17 protein-coding genes are annotated in these 18919 nt (G+C 65.6%); 10 read left to right on the top strand and 7 right to left on the bottom strand.

Going from position 1 to position 18919, the window contains the following annotated elements; genetic code table 11:
• Positions 1–47: 47 nt before the first annotated feature.
• Genes JQ603_RS03470 through nthA form a run of 3 tightly spaced genes read right to left on the bottom strand, consistent with a single transcriptional unit; the run spans position 48 to position 1713 of the window.
• A complete protein-coding gene (locus JQ603_RS03470; protein ID WP_212336516.1) occupies positions 48–425 on the bottom strand; it encodes a nitrile hydratase accessory protein in 378 nt (125 codons plus the stop codon).
• Complete coding sequence (gene nthB / locus JQ603_RS03465) at positions 425–1084, bottom strand: nitrile hydratase subunit beta (protein ID WP_212336514.1); 660 nt, start codon at positions 1082–1084, stop codon at positions 425–427. Before nthB ends, JQ603_RS03470 begins: the two co-directional genes overlap by 1 nt.
• Entirely contained in the window at positions 1081–1713 is a 633-nt protein-coding gene (gene nthA, locus JQ603_RS03460; protein WP_212336512.1) for a nitrile hydratase subunit alpha, read from the bottom strand. Before nthA ends, nthB begins: the two co-directional genes overlap by 4 nt.
• A 121-nt stretch (positions 1714–1834) precedes the next feature.
• On the opposite strand from nthA, the gene JQ603_RS03455 reads away from it, so the two are divergent.
• From JQ603_RS03455 to JQ603_RS03435, 5 genes are all read left to right on the top strand, one after another.
• A complete protein-coding gene (locus JQ603_RS03455) occupies positions 1835–2641 on the top strand; it encodes an enoyl-CoA hydratase/isomerase family protein (protein ID WP_212336510.1) in 807 nt (268 codons plus the stop codon).
• 112 nt (positions 2642–2753) lie between these two features.
• Complete coding sequence (locus JQ603_RS03450; protein WP_212336508.1) at positions 2754–4226, top strand: DASS family sodium-coupled anion symporter; 1473 nt, start codon at positions 2754–2756, stop codon at positions 4224–4226.
• A 240-nt stretch (positions 4227–4466) separates the two neighbouring features.
• On the top strand, positions 4467–5606 hold the full coding sequence (locus JQ603_RS03445; RefSeq protein WP_212336506.1) for a methionine ABC transporter ATP-binding protein: 1140 nt from the start codon (positions 4467–4469) through the stop codon (positions 5604–5606).
• Entirely contained in the window at positions 5596–6261 is a 666-nt protein-coding gene (locus JQ603_RS03440) for a methionine ABC transporter permease (RefSeq protein WP_212336504.1), read from the top strand. The genes JQ603_RS03445 and JQ603_RS03440 overlap by 11 nt, the downstream gene beginning before the upstream one ends.
• 28 nt (positions 6262–6289) lie before the next feature.
• A complete protein-coding gene (locus tag JQ603_RS03435) occupies positions 6290–7063 on the top strand; it encodes a MetQ/NlpA family ABC transporter substrate-binding protein (protein ID WP_212336502.1) in 774 nt (257 codons plus the stop codon).
• 11 nt (positions 7064–7074) lie between these two features.
• Here JQ603_RS03435 and JQ603_RS03430 read toward each other — a convergent pair whose 3' ends face one another.
• The gene (locus tag JQ603_RS03430; protein ID WP_212336500.1) at positions 7075–8064 is read right to left on the bottom strand and encodes a helix-turn-helix domain-containing protein; all 990 of its coding nucleotides are present in this window, start codon (positions 8062–8064) and stop codon (positions 7075–7077) included.
• A 184-nt stretch (positions 8065–8248) separates the two neighbouring features.
• On the opposite strand from JQ603_RS03430, the gene JQ603_RS03425 reads away from it, so the two are divergent.
• Positions 8249–9439, top strand: a complete 1191-nt coding sequence (locus tag JQ603_RS03425; RefSeq protein WP_212336498.1) for a serine hydrolase domain-containing protein — start codon at positions 8249–8251, stop codon at positions 9437–9439.
• Positions 9440–9454: 15 nt separating this feature from the next.
• Positions 9455–11443, top strand: coding sequence for a primary-amine oxidase (locus JQ603_RS03420; protein ID WP_212336496.1), 1989 nt, complete (start codon positions 9455–9457; stop codon positions 11441–11443).
• Here JQ603_RS03420 and JQ603_RS03415 read toward each other — a convergent pair.
• Both JQ603_RS03415 and JQ603_RS03410 read right to left on the bottom strand, forming a co-directional pair.
• Complete coding sequence (locus JQ603_RS03415) at positions 11440–11832, bottom strand: cupin domain-containing protein (RefSeq protein WP_212336495.1); 393 nt, start codon at positions 11830–11832, stop codon at positions 11440–11442. The genes JQ603_RS03420 and JQ603_RS03415 overlap by 4 nt on opposite strands.
• Positions 11833–11941: 109 nt before the next feature.
• On the bottom strand, positions 11942–12496 hold the full coding sequence (locus JQ603_RS03410) for a helix-turn-helix domain-containing protein (RefSeq protein ID WP_212338155.1): 555 nt from the start codon (positions 12494–12496) through the stop codon (positions 11942–11944).
• Positions 12497–13127: 631 nt separating this feature from the next.
• Between JQ603_RS03410 and JQ603_RS03405 the strand changes: the two genes are divergently transcribed.
• From JQ603_RS03405 to JQ603_RS03395, 3 genes are all read left to right on the top strand, one after another.
• Positions 13128–15170, top strand: coding sequence for a TonB-dependent siderophore receptor (locus tag JQ603_RS03405; RefSeq protein ID WP_349630691.1), 2043 nt, complete (start codon positions 13128–13130; stop codon positions 15168–15170).
• Between the two features lie 62 nt (positions 15171–15232).
• Positions 15233–16522, top strand: a complete 1290-nt coding sequence (fsrB, locus tag JQ603_RS03400; protein ID WP_212336491.1) for a siderophore utilization protein FsrB — start codon at positions 15233–15235, stop codon at positions 16520–16522.
• 87 nt (positions 16523–16609) lie between these two features.
• Positions 16610–17425, top strand: a complete 816-nt coding sequence (locus JQ603_RS03395; protein WP_212336490.1) for a hypothetical protein — start codon at positions 16610–16612, stop codon at positions 17423–17425.
• A gap of 19 nt (positions 17426–17444) precedes the next feature.
• On the opposite strand, the gene JQ603_RS03390 is transcribed toward JQ603_RS03395, so the two are convergent.
• Positions 17445–18896, bottom strand: coding sequence for an aldehyde dehydrogenase (locus tag JQ603_RS03390; RefSeq protein ID WP_212336488.1), 1452 nt, complete (start codon positions 18894–18896; stop codon positions 17445–17447).
• Between the last annotated feature and the right edge of the window lie 23 nt (positions 18897–18919).

Below are 18919 nucleotides of genomic sequence, written 5' to 3'. Positions count from 1 at the left end.
GATTCTGGATTGCTTCGCTGCGCTCGCAATGACGGGTGTGGCGACAGCTAGCCAAAATCCTCCGGCCTGAGTTCGATCGGCGTGCCATGCGGCGTACGATCCGCCGCGTGGTCCCAGGCGTCGCGGTAGCGGTGCAGCGTTTCCGTCGAGGCGACGCCTTTCCTTGCGACGAGCCCCTCGAGCGTTGCGAGCCAGTGCAGATAGTAGGTCTCGCCCGTGTCAGGATCCCCCGCAGCCTGCGCGCGCTTGATCTCGTCGGCTAGCGCTGCGGCCCATTCCGGCCAGGTGAACACGCCACGCTCGTGCAGGGTCAACGCCATCGCGAACGCATGCGCCTCCCATGGTGCGCGAAACACCGGGCCTTCGTCATCGCGGGGAATGCTCGGAATGGCCGCCGTCGCGGCGGCAGCAGCCGTGCTACTCATCACGCCGGGTCCAGGTAAGGCTCGAACGCGTCGATCGACACTTTCAGCGTCGGATCACCATCCTCGCCCCAGAGATCGCGTCCATCGAACACTACGGTGTAGAGCCATTGCGGATTCTCGCCGAGCTCCATCGCGGCCGTGTCAGGAAACACGTGGCAGCCATGGTTGAGCTCGACCACGCCGACATGCCCACGCACATAGCGCGGCAGCCGCGTGTGCGTCGCCGGATGGATGTTCTTGGTACGCACGCGATCGCCGATGTTGAATTTCGCCGGGGTCGGAGCAGGGCGGGCGAACTTGCCGCGCACCATGATGCGCTCGACCTGGGCGAGATCGAACTTGCCGTGCTTGAGTGCCTTGGCAGGCTGCATCGCGTGGCCGGCAGCAACTTCCTCCCGCGTGAGGTAGCCCTTCTCGATCAACATCTCCTCGAGCCCGAGAAACCATTTCTTGTAGTAGGAGCTCGACAGGTAGACATGCGGCGGCAGCGTCTCGCGATAGAAGCGCGAGGTGTCGATGTTGAAGGCGCCGGCTGCGCCCATCGCGCGCACCATGGCCAGCACGCGCGACTCCCACTCCTCGTGAAACATCGGCTCGTTCGACTCGGGCTCGACCTTGCCGAACCCGTCCATGCCGCCCATGTCGTGCACGCCGTTCACGACGGAGCTCCCGGCGTCCTGGGGAAACCGGTGCCGATCATGGAGTCGCGCGTGACGAGCTCGGCGAGCTGCTCCTCGCTCCAGCCTTCGGTGCCCGCGGGCCGCATCGGCAGCACCAGGAAGCGGGTCTCGGCTGTGGAGTCCCAGACCCGGATCTCCATGTCCTTCGGCAGGCTGACGTCGAAATCGGCGAGCACGCCGCGCGGATCCTTCACCGCGCGCGAGCGATACGGCGCGGCCTTGTACCAGACCGGCGGCAGGCCCAGCATTTCCCAGGGATAGCAGGAGCACAGCGTGCACACGACCATGTTGTGCCGCTCCGGCGTGTTCTCGACCACGACGAGATGATCGCCGACGCGGCTGACATGGCCGAGCGTGCCGATCGCCTTGGAGCCGTCCTCCAGCAACGCCTGCTTGAACGCCGGATCGGTCCAGGCCTTGGCGACGACGCGCGCGCCGTTATGCGGGCCGATCTTGGTCTCGTAGGCCTGGATGATCGCGTCGAGCGCGGCCGGCTCGACATAGCCTTTTTCGGTCAGGATCGTCTCGAGCGCGCGCACGCGCAGCTCGGTTTCGGACAGCTCCGAATGATCGTGATCGTGGTGATGATGGTCGTGATCGTGGCTCATGGCGCGAAGATAGGCGCAATGGTCCCCGCCTGTCGAGTAGCCGTTACCGCGCGACCGGGTCCCATATTCGTGAGGCCGGGTGTAGGGTTAGCGCCGCAGCAAATGCAGATTGGAGATGCCGGTGACGGAGTTCGTGACAATCGAGAAGGGCCTTGGGCCGGAAGGACGGATTGCGGTGGTGCGGTTCGACCGCAATGACGGCATCAATGCGCTGTCGCCGGAAGCGCTGCGCCAGCTCACCGCGGCGGCCCGCAGCTTCGAAGATGACGCGACAACCTCGGTCGTGGTGCTGACGGGCAGCACCAGCGCCTTCAGCGCCGGCTTCGATCTGAAGGACGCCGAGGGACGCTCGCGCAAGGAGATGGATCTCGGCACGCTGCGCCGGCACCTCAAGCTCGGACCGCGTCTGACGCACGCCTGGCAGGAGATGGAGCAGATCACGATCGCGGCGATCGAGGGCTTCTGTGTGGGCGGCGGCGTGGCCCTCGCCGTTGCGCTCGACTTCCGCATCATGGGCCGCGATGCGCATCTGCGCGTGCCCGAGATCGGGCTCGGCATGAACATGAGCTGGCAGAGCATCCCGCGCATGCTGCACCTGATCGGGCCGGCCCGCACCAAGCAGGCGGTGATCCTGGCCGACCAGCGCATCAGCGCGGACGAGGCCTATGAGTGGGGCCTGGTGGAAGAGGTGACCGATCCCGGCCACGCGCTCGATGCCGCCATGGAGCTTGCCCGCAAGGTCGCCGCGCAGCCGCCGCTTTCGGTCGCCATGACCAAGCTGACCGTCAACCGCCTCGCGCATGCGCTGGACGATCTCGCCAGCCACATGGACGTCGACCAGTTTGCGCTCGCAAGCCTCAGCGAGGACCACAAGGAGGGTGTCGAAGCGTTCCTGACGCGCCGCAAACCCCGCTTCAGGGGACGGTAAAACCTGACGTCAGACCATTGATCGCACCGCGGACAATCCGTATACGCCGCGCTGGGACAAAAGCAGCCCGGCCAACGGGCGCACGATGTGACGGCAATCGAGGGGAGGGCTTATGGCCGCTGGTTCGCAGGCGCCTGAGGCAGAAGGATTTCGCTGGAAGCTGATCGCGCCGCTCGTGGTGTGGCTGGCGATCTATCTGTGGCCCGTTCCCACGGGGCTCAATGTCAATCAGTGGCACTATTTTGCCGTTTTCGCGGCCGTCATCACCGGGCTCATCCTGGAATCGATGCCGGTCGGCGCGGTCGGCTTCATCGGCCTGACGGTCGCAGGCGTGGCCGGCTATATCGACCCCGATCCCGGCAAATCGCTGCGCTGGATGCTGGCGGGCTTTGCCGAGAGCACGGTGTGGTTGATCGTCGGCGCCTTCGTGTTCTCGATCGGCTACCGCAAGAGCCAGCTCGGCCGGCGCATCGCGCTGGTGCTGGTGCAGCGGCTCGGCCGCAACACGCTCGGCCTCGGTTATGCGGTCGCGATGTCCGACTTCCTGCTCGCGCCGGCGACGCCCTCCAATACCGCGCGCAGCGGCGGCATCGTCTATCCCATCATCAGCAACATCCCGCGCATCTACGGCTCGGAGCCCGGACCGACCGCAGGCAAGATCGGCACCTACGTGATGTGGACCGCCTTCGCGGCGACCGCGATCACCAGCTCGCTGTTCTTCACCGCGCTCGCGCCCAATGCGGCGGCGCTGGCGATCGCCAAGAAGACCGTCGGCGTCGAGGTGAGCTGGGGCCAGTGGTTCCTGGGCTTCGCGCCGCTCGGCATCCTCCTGATGGTGGTCGTGCCGCTGCTCAGCTATCTGGTGTGCCGTCCCGAGGTGAAGCGCAGCCCGGAAATCTCCGAATGGGCGGCGAACGAGCTCAAGGCGATGGGCCCGATGTCGCGCAACGAGTGGATCATGCTGGCGCTGATCGTGCTCGCGATGTTTCTGTGGATCGCCGGTTCCAGCCCCGACATCCGCGTCCCGGTGCTCGGCTCGAACTTCGTCAACGCCACCACCGTCGTCTTCATCGTGATCTCGCTGATGCTGATCACGGGGGTGATCGAGTTTGCCGACATCGTCAGCGAAAAAAGCGCATGGGAGGTGTTCTTCTATTTCACCTCGCTGCTGACGCTGGCCTCGGGCCTCAACGAGATCGGCTTCATCAAATGGTTCGCGACCGAATACGCAAAACCGCTCGCCGGGCTCTCGCCCTTTACCGCGATGCTCCTCCTGGTCGCGCTGTTCTTCTGGATCCACTATTTCTTCTCGAGCATCACCTCGCATGCCGCCGCCGTGCTGCCGGTGGTGCTGGCGGTCGGCTCCGGCATCGCCGACCTGCCGGTCACGACGCTGGCCATGCTCTGCATGTACTCGCTCGGCCTGATGGGTGTGATCTCGCCTTATGCGACCGGGCCGGCGCCGATGTATTTCGGCAGCGGCTATATCGGGAAGGGGCAGTTCTGGGGCTTTGGGCTGATCTTCGGGCTGCTCTATTTCGCCGGCCTGCTTTTGATTGTGCTGCCCTGGTTGCAGATGCGGTGAGCCGGGCAGGAGGCTGATACCCCCGGCGGAGGAATATTCTTCTCCGGGGAGGGATCGGGAAATCTTCGTCCAACTCCCGCCAAATATCTGAAATTGCAAGAAAGACCGGAAAAGGCGATGGTGCGTGCTGCGGTGCAGCGCGTTCCTTCCGGGCCCTCACCGCTGTTTATCTCCCCGTCGCTCGATGCGACCTGGTTCCCGTGCGCTGCTGGGGCACATGGGGACAGCGAACTATTGTGCATGAAGGCCGCCTCCATGAATGCCCACCAATCGCTCGCGATCGGACAGCCGATCGAAACGCTTGAAGCGGTTTCACCCGCTGCGACCGAGCCGGACGCGATGGTCCGTTTCGAAGGCATCTCGAAGACCTATCCGGCCTATCGCGGCAAGCCCGGCGTCAATGCGCTTGAGAATATCGACTTCGCCAGTCCGCGCGGTTCCATCACCGGCGTGATCGGCCGCTCCGGCGCCGGCAAGTCGAGCCTGGTGCGCCTGATCAACGGGCTGGAGAAGCCGACCACGGGCCGCGTCATCGTCGACAACAGGGACATCTCGGCGCTCGCGGGCCGCGAGCTGCGGCTGGCGCAGCGCTCGATCGGCATGATCTTCCAGCACTTCAACCTGCTGTCCTCGCGCACCTCGGCCGACAACATCGCGCTGCCGCTCGAGATCGCCGGCTGGGCCAAGGCCGATATCAAGGCCCGCGTGACTGAGCTGCTCGCCCTCGTCGGCATCGCCGACAAGCACGACCGCTATCCGTCGGAACTGTCCGGCGGCCAGAAGCAGCGCGTCGGCATTGCGCGAGCCCTCGCCACGCGGCCGGACGTGCTGCTGTCCGACGAGGCGACCTCCGCGCTCGATCCGCAGACCACCCGCGCGATCCTCGACCTGCTTGCGAACATCAACCGCGAGCTCGGGGTGACCATCGTGCTGATCACCCACGAAATGTCCGTGGTGCGCCAGCTCGCCAAGGAAGTGGTCGTGCTGGATGCCGGCCACGTGGTCGAGAGCGGCCATGTCGCCGACATCTTCACGCACCCGAAGCATCCGATCACGCAATCCTTCCTGGCCGAGGTGATCGGCGACAGCCTGCCGGTCTCGCTGGCGAGCCGGATCGTTTCTGAGCCGTCCGCAGGCGGGCAGGCCGTGATCCGCGTCCAGGTGCGCGGGGCAGGGGCCGGCGACACCGTGGTGGCGCGGCTCGCGCGCGAGCTCGGCCTCGACGTGTCGCTGCTGTCGGCGCGCATCGACGAGATCGGCGGCCAGCATGTGGGTTCGCTGACATTAGGCATTCCGGGCGGCGAGGACGCGGTGACGCGGACGCTCGCCTGGCTCTCTCAATATCAATTCTCGGCGGAGAGTCTCGGCTATGTCGCCTGAACTCATCAATCTCATCATCCAGGCCACGGGCGAGAGCCTGTACATGGTCGGCATCGCGGCGCTGCTGGGCACCGCCTTCGGACTGCCGCTCGGCGTCTTCCTCGCAACCAGCCGGAAGGGCGAGCTGTTCGCGGCGCCCATCGTCAATCGCGTGCTCGGGGCCGTCGTCAATGCGACACGCTCGACGCCCTTCATCATCCTGGTCGTCGCCATCATCCCGTTCACGCGGCTCATTGCGGGGACCTCGATCGGCTCGACCGCGGCGATCGTGCCGCTGACCATCGCCTCGACGCCGTTCATCGCGCGCCTCGTGGAAGCTGCGATCCGCGAGGTCGATGGCGGCCTGATCGAGACGGCGTCCTCGTTCGGGGCATCCCCGATCCAGATCGTGCTCAAGGTGCTGATCCCCGAAGCGCTGCCGGGCCTCTTGCTGGCGCTGACGCTCGCGGTGGTCAGCCTGCTCGGCTACTCCGCCATGGTCGGTGCCGTCGGCGGCGGAGGTCTCGGCGATCTCGGCATCCGCTACGGCTACCAGCGCTTCATGCCGGAGATGATGCTCGCCGTCGTCGTCGTGCTGATCGCGCTGGTGCAGCTGGTCCAGAGCGCGGGCGATTATCTGGCGCGCCGGGTCAACCGCCGGCTTCGGCACCGCTGAACCAACTCTTCTGAAACTGGAGACTTCAATGCGCTTTCTCGCAACCCTTGCGGCTGCAGCCTTGCTTGCGACCTCCGCCCAGGCCGAAACCATCCGCGTCGGCGTCACGGCGGGGCCCCATGCCGAAATCCTCGACATCGTGAAGAAGGTCGGCGCCGAGCGCGGCCTCGACATCAAGGTGGTCGAGTTCACCGATTACGTGATCCCCAACCAGGCGCTGGCGCTGAAGGACCTGGAAGCCAATTCGTTCCAGCACGAGCCCTACCTCAAGAACCAGATCTCCAAGACCGGCTGGAAGATCGTCAAGGTCGCCAACACGATCGGCTCGCCCCAGGGCGTCTATTCGCAGAAATACAAGAAGCTCGCCGATCTGCCGGAGGGAGCGCGCGTCGCCATCGCCAACGATCCCTCCAACGGCGCGCGCGGCCTGATGATCCTGGCGTTGCACGGCGTGATCAAGCTGAAGGATCCGAACAACGTCTCCTCGACCATCGCCGACATCACCGACAACCCGAAGAAGCTGCGCTTCGTCGAGCTCGATGCCGCCCAGCTTCCGCGCGCGCTGCAGGACGTCGACGTCGTCTCGATCAACAACAACTACGCGGTACAGGCCGGCCTCAATCCGGCGACCGATGCGATCGCCCGCGAAAACCCCGATGGACCCTGGGTCAACATCCTCGCTGTGCGCGAGGAGGACAAGGACAAGCCGTGGGTGAAACAGCTGATCGAGGCCTATCACTCCGAGCCCGTGAAGGCGTTTCTGGAGACCCGCTTCAAGGGCACGTACCTGCCGACCTGGTAAGAAGACGCGCGTCAGGCCGCCAGCCTGGCGCGCCGCAGTGTCTCCGAGGGCTTTTCGGAGAAGTGGCGCCTGTAGTCGAGCGAGAACTGGCTGAAGTGCCAGAAGCCGTGCTGCACGGCGATGTCGTAGATAGAGGTCTCGGCGCCGCCGGCGCGCTTGAGATCGCGCCGCACCCGGTTCAGCCGCATCGCGCGCCAGTAATGCATCGGGCTCGTGCCCAAAACCTCCTGGAAGCAATAGCCGAGCTTGCGCGGGCTGGCGCCGACCGCCTTGCAGACCTCCAGCAGCGACAGGGAGCGCTCGCCGCTGCCATGCATCAGCTCGCGGGCGCGATCGACGGTGCGCTTGCGCGCCGCCGAGCTGCGGCCGGGATCGCTCGGCCGCGCTGTCGGCAGCATGTCCATGATCTCGACGAGGAGGGCATCCTCCAGCGCCTGGCGTGCCGCGGGATCGTCGAACTGCTCCGGCGCCGTCGTGATGGTCTCGTGAATGGCGGCGAGATGCGCGCGCAGCCGCGCGACCGGCGCCTCCGCCATCTCGATCACCCGCAACTGGTGCCAGACGCCGCGCGGCAGCGCGATGTCGAGGCGGCCGGCAAGCTCCTCGATCAGCGCCGCGCTGGCGACGACGCCGCGCAGCTCGAACGCCTTCGGCGTGCACATGTCGACCTCGGCGTCGATGCAGGCGATCACCTGGGCACCCGCGACGCTGCTCCCGTTGCAATTGACCTCGCCATCACCGTCCCAGGGCAGGCCGATGCCAAAACTGTCCGCGCCAAGCTGGCCGTATTGGCGGACCTGCTGGCTGGTGATCTCGCGGAAGACTTCGACGCGGGGCAGGGAGAGCTGGGTGAAGCTGCCTCTGAAGGCTCCTGCGCTGATCTGGTCGTAGCTCAGGTGCCAGCGGCCGAGCGAGGCGCAATGCTCGTCGACATCCGTGCTCCTCGCCTGAAGCAGGATGGCAGCCGAGTCTTGAATCGGAAGAGTTGCGCTTAAGGCCATGACAATACGTCGGAATTTTCCAGCCATGAGGCCGGCAGGAGCTACGTCAAGACTGGCACGCCCCGCGCCCCTGTCCAGCAAAATATTGCGGGATTTCGATAACACCTGACCGCGCCGCCATGCAGGCTTCCCGCTCAGCCGTTCCGACATCGCAGCCGGAATGGCGCTTCGCGGAGGGATCGAAATGCGACCGACTGACGTCATGCGCGGCAGCCCGCCGGCGCCGGAGGCCCAGGTGACCCGCGCCAACTGGCGCAGCTTTCCCGCGATCCGCTGGGGCTTCACCCACACCCGTGAAGTGCTGCCGACGGCCGAGGTCCGCCGCTCCGCGCATCCGTCACCGATGCTGAGCGCGCCGCGCGAGCTTCAAAAGCTTGGCTTCACCGCGCCGGACGGCAAGCCCACCACGATCGAGGCGACATTGCGCGAGACCTTCGCCGATACGCTGCTCGTCATGCACCGGGGCACCCTGATCCACGAATGGTACGGCGACGGCATGAGCGTAACCACGCCGCATCTGATCTGCTCGATCAGCAAGGCGATCGCGGGCACGCTCGGCGGCATTCTGGCTGCGCGCGGGCTACTCGATCCCGAGGCGAGAGTGGTGCGCTACGTGCCGGAGCTGGAGACGTCCGTCTATGGCGGCTGCACCGTCCGTAACTTGCTCGACATGGCCGTCGCCATCAAGTTCGAGGAGGATTACGAGGACCCCGCCGGCGACGTCGCGCGCTATCGCTTCTCCTCGGGCTGGGATGTGCCGCCGCCGGGCGTCGATCCCAGTCATCAGCGCGCCTATCTCACCACGCTGCGCGGGACGGGCAAGCCGCACGGCAAGGTGTTCCACTACGTCTCGCCCAACACCGAGGTGCTCGGCTGGGTCTATGAGCGCGCCTGCGGCATGCCCTACCACCGCATCCTTTCCGAATATCTCTGGCAGCCCCTGGGCGCAGAGGAGGACGGCTCGCTCACGCTCGACAGCCACGGCATGGGCCGCATCGCCGGCGGCCTCTCGGTCACCGCACGCGACCTCATCCGCTTCGGCGAGATGATCCGCTGCCGCGGCGTGGTCGAGGGGCGGCAGGTGGTGCCCGGCTGGTGGATCGACGACATTCGCGAGAACGGCGATCCCAAGGCCTGGGCCGACGGCGACCTCGCCGAGTTCTTCCCGGGCGCGCGCTACCGCAGCAAATGGTTCACGATCGATCCGTCACGCAACGCGCTCACCGCGATCGGGATTCACGGCCAGCACCTCTATGTCGATCTCGATTCGGATACCGTCATCGTCAAGCTCGCGACGCAGCCCAAGGCGATGGACGTGCCGATCGACCAGCGCTGGTTTGTCGCCTTCAGCGCCATCACTGCGCATCTCGCCTGACTTTTGGACATCGCCATGCTCGACACCGTCAAAGCCCAATCGCCGTCGCAGTCCGCGACGCCGCATGCGCTCGATCCGCTGACGGCTGAAGAGATTACCGCAGCCTGCACGCTCGTGCGTGCGGCGGCCACATCGCCCGAAAACTGCCGCTTCCCGACCGTGCGGCTGGAAGAGCCGACCAAACAGGAGCTTGCCGCGGGTGGGGCAGGGCGCCGCGCCTTCGTGCTGACGCTGGACGTGACCACGGGCGAGGCGATCGAGCACGTCGTCGATCTCGCCCGCGGTGAGATCGTCACGCGAAGGACCATCCCGAACCGCGAAGCGCCCTACGGGCAGCCGCCGGTGATGCTGGAAGAGTTCTTCAAGTGCGAGGCCGTGGTGAAGGCCGACCCTGGCTGGCGCGCGGCGATGGTCCGGCGCGGGCTCTCCGACAAAGATATCGATCTGGTCCAGGTCGATCCGTTCTCGTCGGGTTTCTTCGACAAGGAGTTTGAGCGCGGCGCGCGCATCGTGCGGGCCGTCAGCTATTTCCGCGAGCACCTCCAGGACAACGGCTATGCCCATCCGATCGAGGGCGTTGTCGCCGTCGTCGACCTGATCGGCGGCAGGGTGATCGACCTCACCGACGAAGACCCGATCGTGCCGATCCCACGCAAGAAGCGGAATTACGGCGCGCATGAAGTCCAGAACCCGCGCACCGACATCAAGCCGCTGCATATCGAGCAGCCGGAAGGCGCGAGCTTCAAGGTCGGTGGCTGGAAGGTCGACTGGCAGAAATGGAGCTTTCGCGTCGGATTCACCCCGCGCGAGGGCCTGGTGCTGCACCAGCTCGCCTATCAGGACGGCGCGCGCAAGCGCGCGCTGATCCATCGCGCCAGCGTCACCGAGATGGTGGTGCCTTACGCCGATCCGACCGCGAACCATTTCTGGAAATCGGCGTTCGATGCCGGCGAATACGGGCTCGGCATGCTCGCCAATGCGCTGGAGCTCGGCTGCGACTGCCTCGGCAATATCCACTATTTCGACGTGCCGGCCGCCGACAACAAGGGCGAACCTTTCGTCATGCAGAACGCTATCTGCATGCATGAAGAAGATTATGGAATTGCCTGGAAACATTACGAATTCCGTAATGGTCTGTTCGAGGTGCGGCGATCGCGGCGTCTGGTGATCTCGTTCTTCGCCACCGTCGGCAATTACGATTACGGCTTCTACTGGTACCTCTACCAGGACGGCACGATCCAGCTCGAGACAAAACTCACCGGCATCATCCAGACCGCCGCCGTGCCATCAGGCGAGAAGTACAAATGGGGCGGCATGGTCGACGACAATCTCGGCGGGCCGACGCACCAGCATTTCTTCAACGTGCGCCTGCACATGGATCTCGACGGCGGCGGCAACACGGTGACGGAGCACGATTTCGTGCCGCGGCCCTGGGGCCACGACAATCCCCACGGCAACGTGTTCGACACCACGACACGCGTGCTGTCGCGCGAGCGCGACGCCGCGGCGGTCGCCAATGGCGAGACCGGCCGGTTCTGGAAGATCAGCAATCCCAACGAGACCAACTCGGTCGGCAACGCGCCGGCCTACAAGCTCATGGTCAATCCGAGCCCGCTGATGCTGGCGCAGGAGGGCAGCTATGTGCGCAAGCGCGGCGGCTTTGCCACCAGGCACGTCTGGGTGACCGCCTTCGACAAGGACGAGAAATACGCCAGCGGCGACTATCCCAACGTCCATGCCGGCGGCGACGGCCTGCCGCGCTATGCCGCGCAGAACCGCAGCATCGAGAATGCCGACATCGTGGTGTGGCACTCCTTCGGCCACACCCATGTCTGCAAGCCCGAGGATTTTCCGATCATGCCGGTCGAATATGCCGGCTTCATGCTGAAGCCGACCGGCTTCTTCGCGGCCAATGCCGCCTTCGACATTCCGCCGGAGCGTAACAGCCGCAGCGTGCTCGCGGGCGAAGGGAAGGGCGGCGGCAGTTCGTGCTGCAAGAGCTAGGCAGCCGGTGGGTAGTAGAGAAACTCGATCATCAGGCAGCCGTCGCGGGTGAAGAACGGTCCATGTTCGACATGGGCCGGTCTCACGGCATAGGTACCGGCCTCGAGCCGTTGCGTCTCCTGTGCCGCCGTGCCGATCGACAGCGTGCCCGAGATCAGAAACACTTCCTCGCACCAATCGTGCGAAACCGCATGCTCCACCGACGCACCGGCGGCCCAGCGCGACAGCCGCGTCACGGCCCCCGTTTGCGTCGGGTGATCGAAACGGCCGGACAGGATCTTTTCCTCGACCCCGACATAGCCGGGCACGGCTCGCCATCCATCTTCCGCCAGCGCGTTGAAAAACTCCCGGTGGTCCTTCATGAACCGACCGAAGCCCGGCTCCGCCATGAACATCATCTCCTGCGCCGACACTGACACAGGGACGACCTTACAGCAGGCAAACGGCGTTTCCCATTTGGAGCCGCAGGGCAGGAATGTCCCGGAGAGGGGGGCGCCTTCAGCCCGCCGCCAGTTCGGCGTCGCTCGCCGGCACTTCGATCGATGCCGGGCCGGCAACCAGGCTGTCGAGATCGACCAGCAACAGGTCGGCAATGTGCGTGAGCTGATGCAGTGGGATGCTGATCTCGCCGCGCTCGGCACGCGACACGAACGCGGGCGAGACGCTGATGAGGTTCGCAATCTGCAGCTCGGTATAGCCACGCGCCGCGCGCGCGGCCTTGACCTGCGCGCCGATGTGCTGCCGGTGCAAGGCCTGCTCTTCCTCGGTCATCATGAGCGCCTGCTCGTCCAGGCTTGCCACGCCATCGGCGAACGCGACGCCGAGCAGCCGCCGCTTCTGCCAGGCCACACGACAGGACTTCCGCAGCCCGTCGGCAAAGATCAACGTGGCCTGTTGCGGCAACGACAGCGACCAGTCGAGCTTCAGCCGCGCTCCGGTGCCTGATACGTCTGCGATCGTGCAGGGGATGCTGACGGTGCCCCTGGCGCCGTCAAATTCGATAAGGCCTGTTCTTGCCGTGGATTGCCTGGTCGCAGCGCGCAATTCGCTCATGGACGTCGACCCCTGGATGCCCAGCATGCGCTGGCAAAGAACGTTGCGGCACGGCCTGCAACGCAAATGAAATATCCCGCAACAGATTCTACCCCCGGGGTTCCTCAGGCTCAATCGGGCGCCGGGACCATGGTAAAGGATTCGTTCTCCGCGCCGGCTTTCGATGTCGCAGGCGGTCGCGCCTCGTCGGTTGACACGGTCATCTAGAAAGATTCCAGATCCACGCGCCTCTCACCGCGCCTGAGCGCATTCGCCGCACGTGCTGCGCACAGGTCTGGAGAAGTTCTAACCCGGTTCCTATCGCTCTCCGAAATCGCCTGCGTTAGGGCGGGGCATCAAAAATGATACCGGCGAAGCCGGCAGTGCGTGGGGCTGCTAAGACGTGACTGACTTCCAACTTTCTTCGCGTTTCCAAACGTGCCATCGACAGCTTCAGGTGCTCTTCTTCGGAGCCGTCAGCTCAGTCGCTCTCATCCTTCCCTTTGGTCCCGTGCAGGCGCAGACGCAAATTCCCTCGGTCACCGTTGACGCGCCGGCCCAGCGCGCACGTCCGGCGGCGAACGCCGTATCGCGACGATCGGCATCGACGCGCACCTCCCGCGCCAGCCGTCGCGCGCCCGCGCAGCAAGCCGTGCCGACCCAGTCGGCGTCGAATGGCGCGACGGGTGAACGCGCCGGCGGACCTGTCCGCGGCTTCGTCGCCACGCGCAGCGGCACCGCCACCAAAACCGACACGCCGCTGATCGAGACCCCGCAGTCGGTGTCCATCGTCACCACCGACCAGATCAGGAACCAGGGCGCAGTCTCGATCGGCGAGGCCTTGCGCTACACCGCCGGCGTCAGCGGCGACGTCAATGGCGGCTCGGACACCCGCTTCGGCGGCCTCCAGATCCGCGGCTTCGACATGACCATGCCGGGCCTGTACATCGACGGCCTGCGAATCCCATCCAGCAATTACGTGCATTTCAACGGGCTCGATCCCTACGGCGCCGAGCGCCTGGAAGTTCTCAAGGGCCCGTCCTCGGCGATGTATGGCGGCAGCGGCACCGGCGGCCTGCTCAACTACGTGACCAAGCTGCCGACAGCGCAGCAGTTCGGTGAGGTCTCGATCTCCGGCGGCAGCTTCAACCGCTATCAGGGCCAGTTCGACATGGGCGGACCGGCCAACAAGGAAGGCACCGTGCTGTGGCGCCTGACCGGCGTGGTGCGCGACGGCGAGACCCAGGTCGACTTCAGCAAGGACAACCGCGTCTTCATCGCGCCCGCCGTCACCTTCAAGCCGAACGAGGACACCACCCTCACCGTGCTCGCCGCCTATCAGAAGGACCGGGCAGGGTGGGGCCTCCAGTTCCTGCCGGCCTCGGGCACGGTATGGCCGAACAACGGCCGCACCATTCCGGTCTCGTTCTTTGCGGGCGTACCGAGCTTCGACGCCTTCAACACCGAGATCGCAACCGCCGGCTACCAGCTCTCGCACGATTTCACCGACAACATCACGTTCCGGCAGAACCTGCGCTACGCCTACCAGCACAACGAGGAGAAGGTGTTTTACGGCGGTGGCTATACCGACGAGGCCGCGGGGCAGCTCGCGCGCTACGGCAGCTATAGCAACTCCTACATCAACTCCTTTGCGGTGGATAACCAGCTCCAGGGTAAGTTCACGACCGGCATTCTCAACCACACCACGCTGGTCGGGATCGATTATCGCAACACCACGTTCCGCGACACCGCGTTCAGCGTCACGACGTCGGCCCCCGAGATCAACGTCTTCAATCCGGTCTACAGCTACGACTGGACCATCGGCGGCATGAGCGACAACACCGGCGTCAAGCAGTCGCAGGTCGGCCTCTACGCGCAGGATCAGATCAAGCTCGGCCGGCTGTCGTTCCAGCTCGGCGGCCGCCAGGATTTCGTGACGACGCAGGTCGATAGCGGCATCTCCAATACGACGGTCTCAAAGGATGCATCGGCCTTCACCGGCCGTGCCGCCGTGATGTACAATTTCGACAACGGCATCGCGCCTTACTTCAGCTACTCGGAATCGTTCCTGCCGGTGCTGGCGACGGGACCGGGCGGCCAGATGCTCAACCCTGAAACCGGCGTCCAGTACGAGGTCGGCGTCAAGTACCAGCCGCTCGGCTGGAACGCACTGTTCACCTTTGCGGCCTTCGATTTGACGCGTGACAACGTCGTCGTCTACGCGCCGCCGAGCTATTCCGCCGAACAAATCGGCCAGGTCAAATCGCGCGGCATCGAGCTCGAAGGCACGATGTCGCTCGCGGACGGCTGGAACCTGCGTGCGGCCTATGCCTATGTCGATGCAGAGCTCTCGCGGGATCCGGTGAATCTCGGCAAGGCGCCGCCCACGGTGCCGCTCAATCGCGCCTCGTTGTGGAGCGACTACACGCTCCAGAACGGGCCGTTGGCGGGCGTGCAGTTCGGCGGCGGCATCCGTTATGTCGGCGCGACCTGGGGCGATGACGCCAACACGTTCAAGGTGGGAGCCTCGACTGTGCTGGATGCTCTGCTCGCCTACACGAGGGACAATTGGCGCCTGTCGCTGAACGTCACCAACCTCGCCGATACCCGCTACGTCGCCGCCTGCTACAACCTGTCGGGCTGCTTCTACGCGGAGGGACGCAAGGCCATCGGCAAGCTGACCTATCGGTGGTGAGTTCAACTTGAAGACCCGTCCGGCAATGGGGAGCCGGACTTGCTGGACGAGAGTGGAAGACGATGAGAGCTATATTCGGTCGGCTGCATCGCTGGGCGGGACTGCTGACTGCCGGATTCTTGTTCTTCTCCGGCATCACAGGCGCGATCATCTCCTGGGACCATGAGATCGACGACGTCCTGAACAGCCATCTGTTCGATGTCTCGACCAAGGGCCCGGCCATCCCCTCGATCGAGCTCGCCAAGATGATCGAGCAGCGCGACCCACGGGCGCGCGTCGTTTATCTCTTCATGACGCCGGAGGAGGGCCACTCGCTGTGGTTCTTCATCATGCCGCGGATCGATCCGGCGACCGGCAAGCGCTATCCGCTCGACTACAATCAGGTGTTCCTCGATCCCAACACGGGCGTGGAGCTCGGACGCCGCTATTGGGGCGCGGTGTGGCCGGTTACGCGAGAGAACCTCGTCTCGTTCCTCTACAAGCTGCACTACACCATGCACATCCCCGAATTCTGGGGTAGCGACCGCTGGGGCATGCGCGTGCTCGGCATCATCGCGATCATCTGGACCATCGATTGCTTCGTCGGCTTCTATCTGACGCTGCCCTCGCGGCGACGCGCCAAGGCGGCGCGCCCGCCCGAGGTCACGCGACAGCTCGATCGCGGCTTCTGGGCGCGCTGGGCGCCGGCCTGGACCATCAAGACCTCGGGCAGCGCCTACCGGATCAATTTCGACATCCACCGCGCCTTTAGCCTGTGGACCTGGGGTGTGCTGTTCGTCATCGCCTTCACGGCGTTCTCGCTGAACCTCTATTTCGAGGTGTTCTCGCCGCTGATGAAGATGGTGTCGAACTACACGCCGACGCCCTATGAGCAGCGGCCCTATCGCGATCTCGACGACCCGATCGAACCCAGGATGACGTTCGCCGAGATCGCCGCCCGCGCGGCCGCCGACGGCAAGGCGCGAGGCTGGACCACCCCGGTCGGCGCGCTCAGCTACGGCCCGGCCCATGGCGTCTACGCCGCCGCCTACTTCCACCCCGGCGACGATCACGGCGCCGGCGGCGTCGGCCCGGCGCAGCTCTATTACGACAGCGAGGACGGCCGTCCGATCGGCGAGCGGCTGCCCTGGGTCGGCACCGCCGCCGACATCTTCGTCCAGGCGCAGTTTCCGCTGCATTCGGGCCGCATTGTCGGGCTGCCTGGCCGCATCCTGATCTCGATCATGGGGCTGGTCGTGGCCGCGCTCTCAGTGACCGGCGTCGTGATCTGGTGGCGCAAGCGCCGCGCCCGTGTCCGCGTGCGCGAGACCGCTGCGCTGCGCCTGAACCGGCAGCTCACGCCGGCGGAGTAGGGCGTCCGCGGGCCCGTCGGCGGATGAACCTTCGCGCCCGGCGCCGGCACAAAGACTGGAGGTCGTTCCAGTCTTTCGGATATTGCAATGAGATCGCTCGCCTTGCTCTGCCTGCTCGCCTTCGCGACGCCTGCCCATGCAGCCGCGCCCGAGCAGCACTATCTCGACCTGCGCGACCGCTACATCGCAAAGTTTTCCAAGGCCAAGGAGAACGACGAGACCTTCAAGCAGCATGACGCCGCGCTTGACGAGTTGACGCGTGTCCTGCGTGGCCTGGTCGGTGCGGCCACGATCAAGGGCCTCCCGGCTGACGGCAAGTCGAACGTCGATACCCTGTTCAAGGGCGATTCAGGCTTCGGCCATCTCGATGGACTCGGCTTCGCTTCCGAAGGCGACAAGATGCAGGCCGTGGTGACGACGACCGGGCTGCTCAAGCACTGGTTGGGTGAGCATCGCGAGGATGGCATGCCGCAGGAGATCGGCGCGGCGATCAAGTCGGACCGCTTCTACTATCAGGCCATCCAGGACGCAGCCTTCGCCAAATATGCGGAGCTGCCGGTTACAAAACCCGCAGGCGCGAGCGCCGCGGTCGCAGTGCTCGGCGTGCGCGGCAACGGCGATTTGAAGGGCCCGCCGAGCGAAATCGGTGTGGTCGCGATCCAGGGCGAGAAGGTCTTCTTCCTTGCCGCCACCAACGCCGTGAAGACGGCTGAAATCCCGGCCTGCGAGAAGGTCTGGAAGCAGATGATGGCCAGGAAGACCCCGCAGGACGCCATGGCCAAGGAAGACCAGGCCATGGACGCCTACACAAAATGCTTCGCCAAGGAAGCGCCGAGCCAGAGCTGGTTCGCGGCGGCAGTGAAGAAGGCGCAGAGCCAGCTGGACCTGCTGCCGCTGCGCTGAGGCGAGCTCAGGCCTCGCTTCAGAACGGATAATGGCGAGGCCCGGTCTGCACGGTGATCCAGCGCAGCTCGGTGAACTCGTCGATGGCGGCCTTGCCGCCGAAGCGCCCGTAGCCTGACGCCTTGGTGCCGCCGAACGGCATCTGGGGCTCGTCATGCACGGTCGGCGCATTGACGTGGCAGATGCCGGCTTCGATCCGCTTGGCGACGCCGAGGGCGCGCGCGATATCGCGGCCGAACACGGCGGAGGACAGGCCATATTCGGTGTCATTGGCAACCCGCACCGCCTCATCCACCCCGCTGACCCGCACGACGGTCACGATCGGCCCAAAGCTTTCCTCGCCATAGATGCGCATCGCCGGGGTGACGTGATCGACGATGGTGGCCGGCATGATCGTGCCGCTGCCGTGGCCGCCTGCCGCAAGCACGGCCCCCTTGGCGACGGCATCGTCGATCAGGCCGCGGACGCGGTCGCAGGCAGCATCACTGATGAGCGAGCCGAGCACGACATTGCCCTTGCGGGGATCGCCGTGGGGCAGGCTCTTGGCCTTGGCCGCGAACTTGGCGATGAAGGCGTCCGCCACCTTGTCGTCGACCACGATCCGTTCCGTCGACATGCAGATCTGCCCCTGGTTCATGAAGGCGCCGAAGGCCGCCGCATTCACGGCGGCATCGAGGTCGGCATCGTCGAGGATGACGAGCGGGGCCTTGCCACCGAGCTCCAGCAGCGCGCGCTTGAGATGCTTGGCGCAAGCGAGGGCGATGAGACGGCCGACCCGGGTCGAGCCGGTGAAGTTGACGCGGCGGATGGCGGGATGGGCGATCAGCGCCTCGACCACGGCCTGCGCATCCTCCGGCGCGTTGGTCACGACATTGACGACGCCGTCGCCGAGCCCGGCCTCCGCCAGGCAGCTTCCGATCAGGCGATGCACGCCGGGGCTCATCTCGGAGGCCTTCAGCACCACCGTATTGCCGCAGGCAAGCGGCATCGCGACCGATCGCACGCCGAGGATGACAGGCGCATTCCACGGCGCAATTCCGAGCACGACGCCGACCGGCTGTCGATAGGCCATCGCGAGATTGTCGGGCTTGTCGGACGGGATGACCTCGCCCGAGATCTGCGTCGTCATGGCGGCGGCCTCGCGCAGCATGCCTTCGGCGAGGTGCACGTTGAAGCCGGCCCAGCCCGCGGTGGCGCCGGTCTCGGCGACCATCAGCGCGGTGAACTCCGCCGCACGGCGCGCGAGGATGTCGGCGGCCGCGCTGAGCCGCTTGCGGCGCTCGGAGGGGCCGAGCTGCGACCAGGCAGGAAAGGCGGCGGCCGCGGCATCGGCGGCGCGCATCGCATCGTCGATCGAGGCCGCCGCCACGATGGTCGCGACCTCGCCGGAGATCGGATTGCGGCGCTGGAAGGTGCGCTGGTTGCTGGCCGTCTGGGCCTTGCCGCCGATGAGAAGGTCGATTGCGTTCATGGCGCTCTCCGTGATGGGCTGGG

Source organism: Bradyrhizobium liaoningense (assembly GCF_018130825.1).
Taxonomy (GTDB): Bacteria; Pseudomonadota; Alphaproteobacteria; order Rhizobiales; family Xanthobacteraceae; genus Bradyrhizobium; species Bradyrhizobium liaoningense_B.
This window is presented reverse-complemented; position numbering and strand designations above follow the sequence as displayed.

Bases quoted from the DNA above. Each gene is read 5' to 3' on its own strand.
- JQ603_RS03470 (WP_212336516.1), bottom strand. From the start codon at position 425: ATGAGTAGCACGGCTGCTGCCGCCGCGACGGCGGCCATTCCGAGCATT.
- nthA (WP_212336512.1), bottom strand. From the start codon at position 1,713: ATGAGCCACGATCACGACCATCATCACCACGATCACGATCATTCGGAG.
- JQ603_RS03450 (WP_212336508.1), top strand. From the start codon at position 2,754: ATGGCCGCTGGTTCGCAGGCGCCTGAGGCAGAAGGATTTCGCTGGAAG.
- JQ603_RS03445 (WP_212336506.1), top strand. From the start codon at position 4,467: ATGAAGGCCGCCTCCATGAATGCCCACCAATCGCTCGCGATCGGACAG.
- JQ603_RS03440 (WP_212336504.1), top strand. From the start codon at position 5,596: ATGTCGCCTGAACTCATCAATCTCATCATCCAGGCCACGGGCGAGAGC.
- JQ603_RS03435 (WP_212336502.1), top strand. From the start codon at position 6,290: ATGCGCTTTCTCGCAACCCTTGCGGCTGCAGCCTTGCTTGCGACCTCC.
- JQ603_RS03430 (WP_212336500.1), bottom strand. From the start codon at position 8,064: ATGGCCTTAAGCGCAACTCTTCCGATTCAAGACTCGGCTGCCATCCTG.
- JQ603_RS03425 (WP_212336498.1), top strand. From the start codon at position 8,249: ATGCGACCGACTGACGTCATGCGCGGCAGCCCGCCGGCGCCGGAGGCC.
- JQ603_RS03420 (WP_212336496.1), top strand. From the start codon at position 9,455: ATGCTCGACACCGTCAAAGCCCAATCGCCGTCGCAGTCCGCGACGCCG.
- JQ603_RS03415 (WP_212336495.1), bottom strand. From the start codon at position 11,832: ATGGCGGAGCCGGGCTTCGGTCGGTTCATGAAGGACCACCGGGAGTTT.
- JQ603_RS03410 (WP_212338155.1), bottom strand. From the start codon at position 12,496: ATGAGCGAATTGCGCGCTGCGACCAGGCAATCCACGGCAAGAACAGGC.
- fsrB (WP_212336491.1), top strand. From the start codon at position 15,233: ATGAGAGCTATATTCGGTCGGCTGCATCGCTGGGCGGGACTGCTGACT.
- JQ603_RS03395 (WP_212336490.1), top strand. From the start codon at position 16,610: ATGAGATCGCTCGCCTTGCTCTGCCTGCTCGCCTTCGCGACGCCTGCC.
- JQ603_RS03390 (WP_212336488.1), bottom strand. From the start codon at position 18,896: ATGAACGCAATCGACCTTCTCATCGGCGGCAAGGCCCAGACGGCCAGC.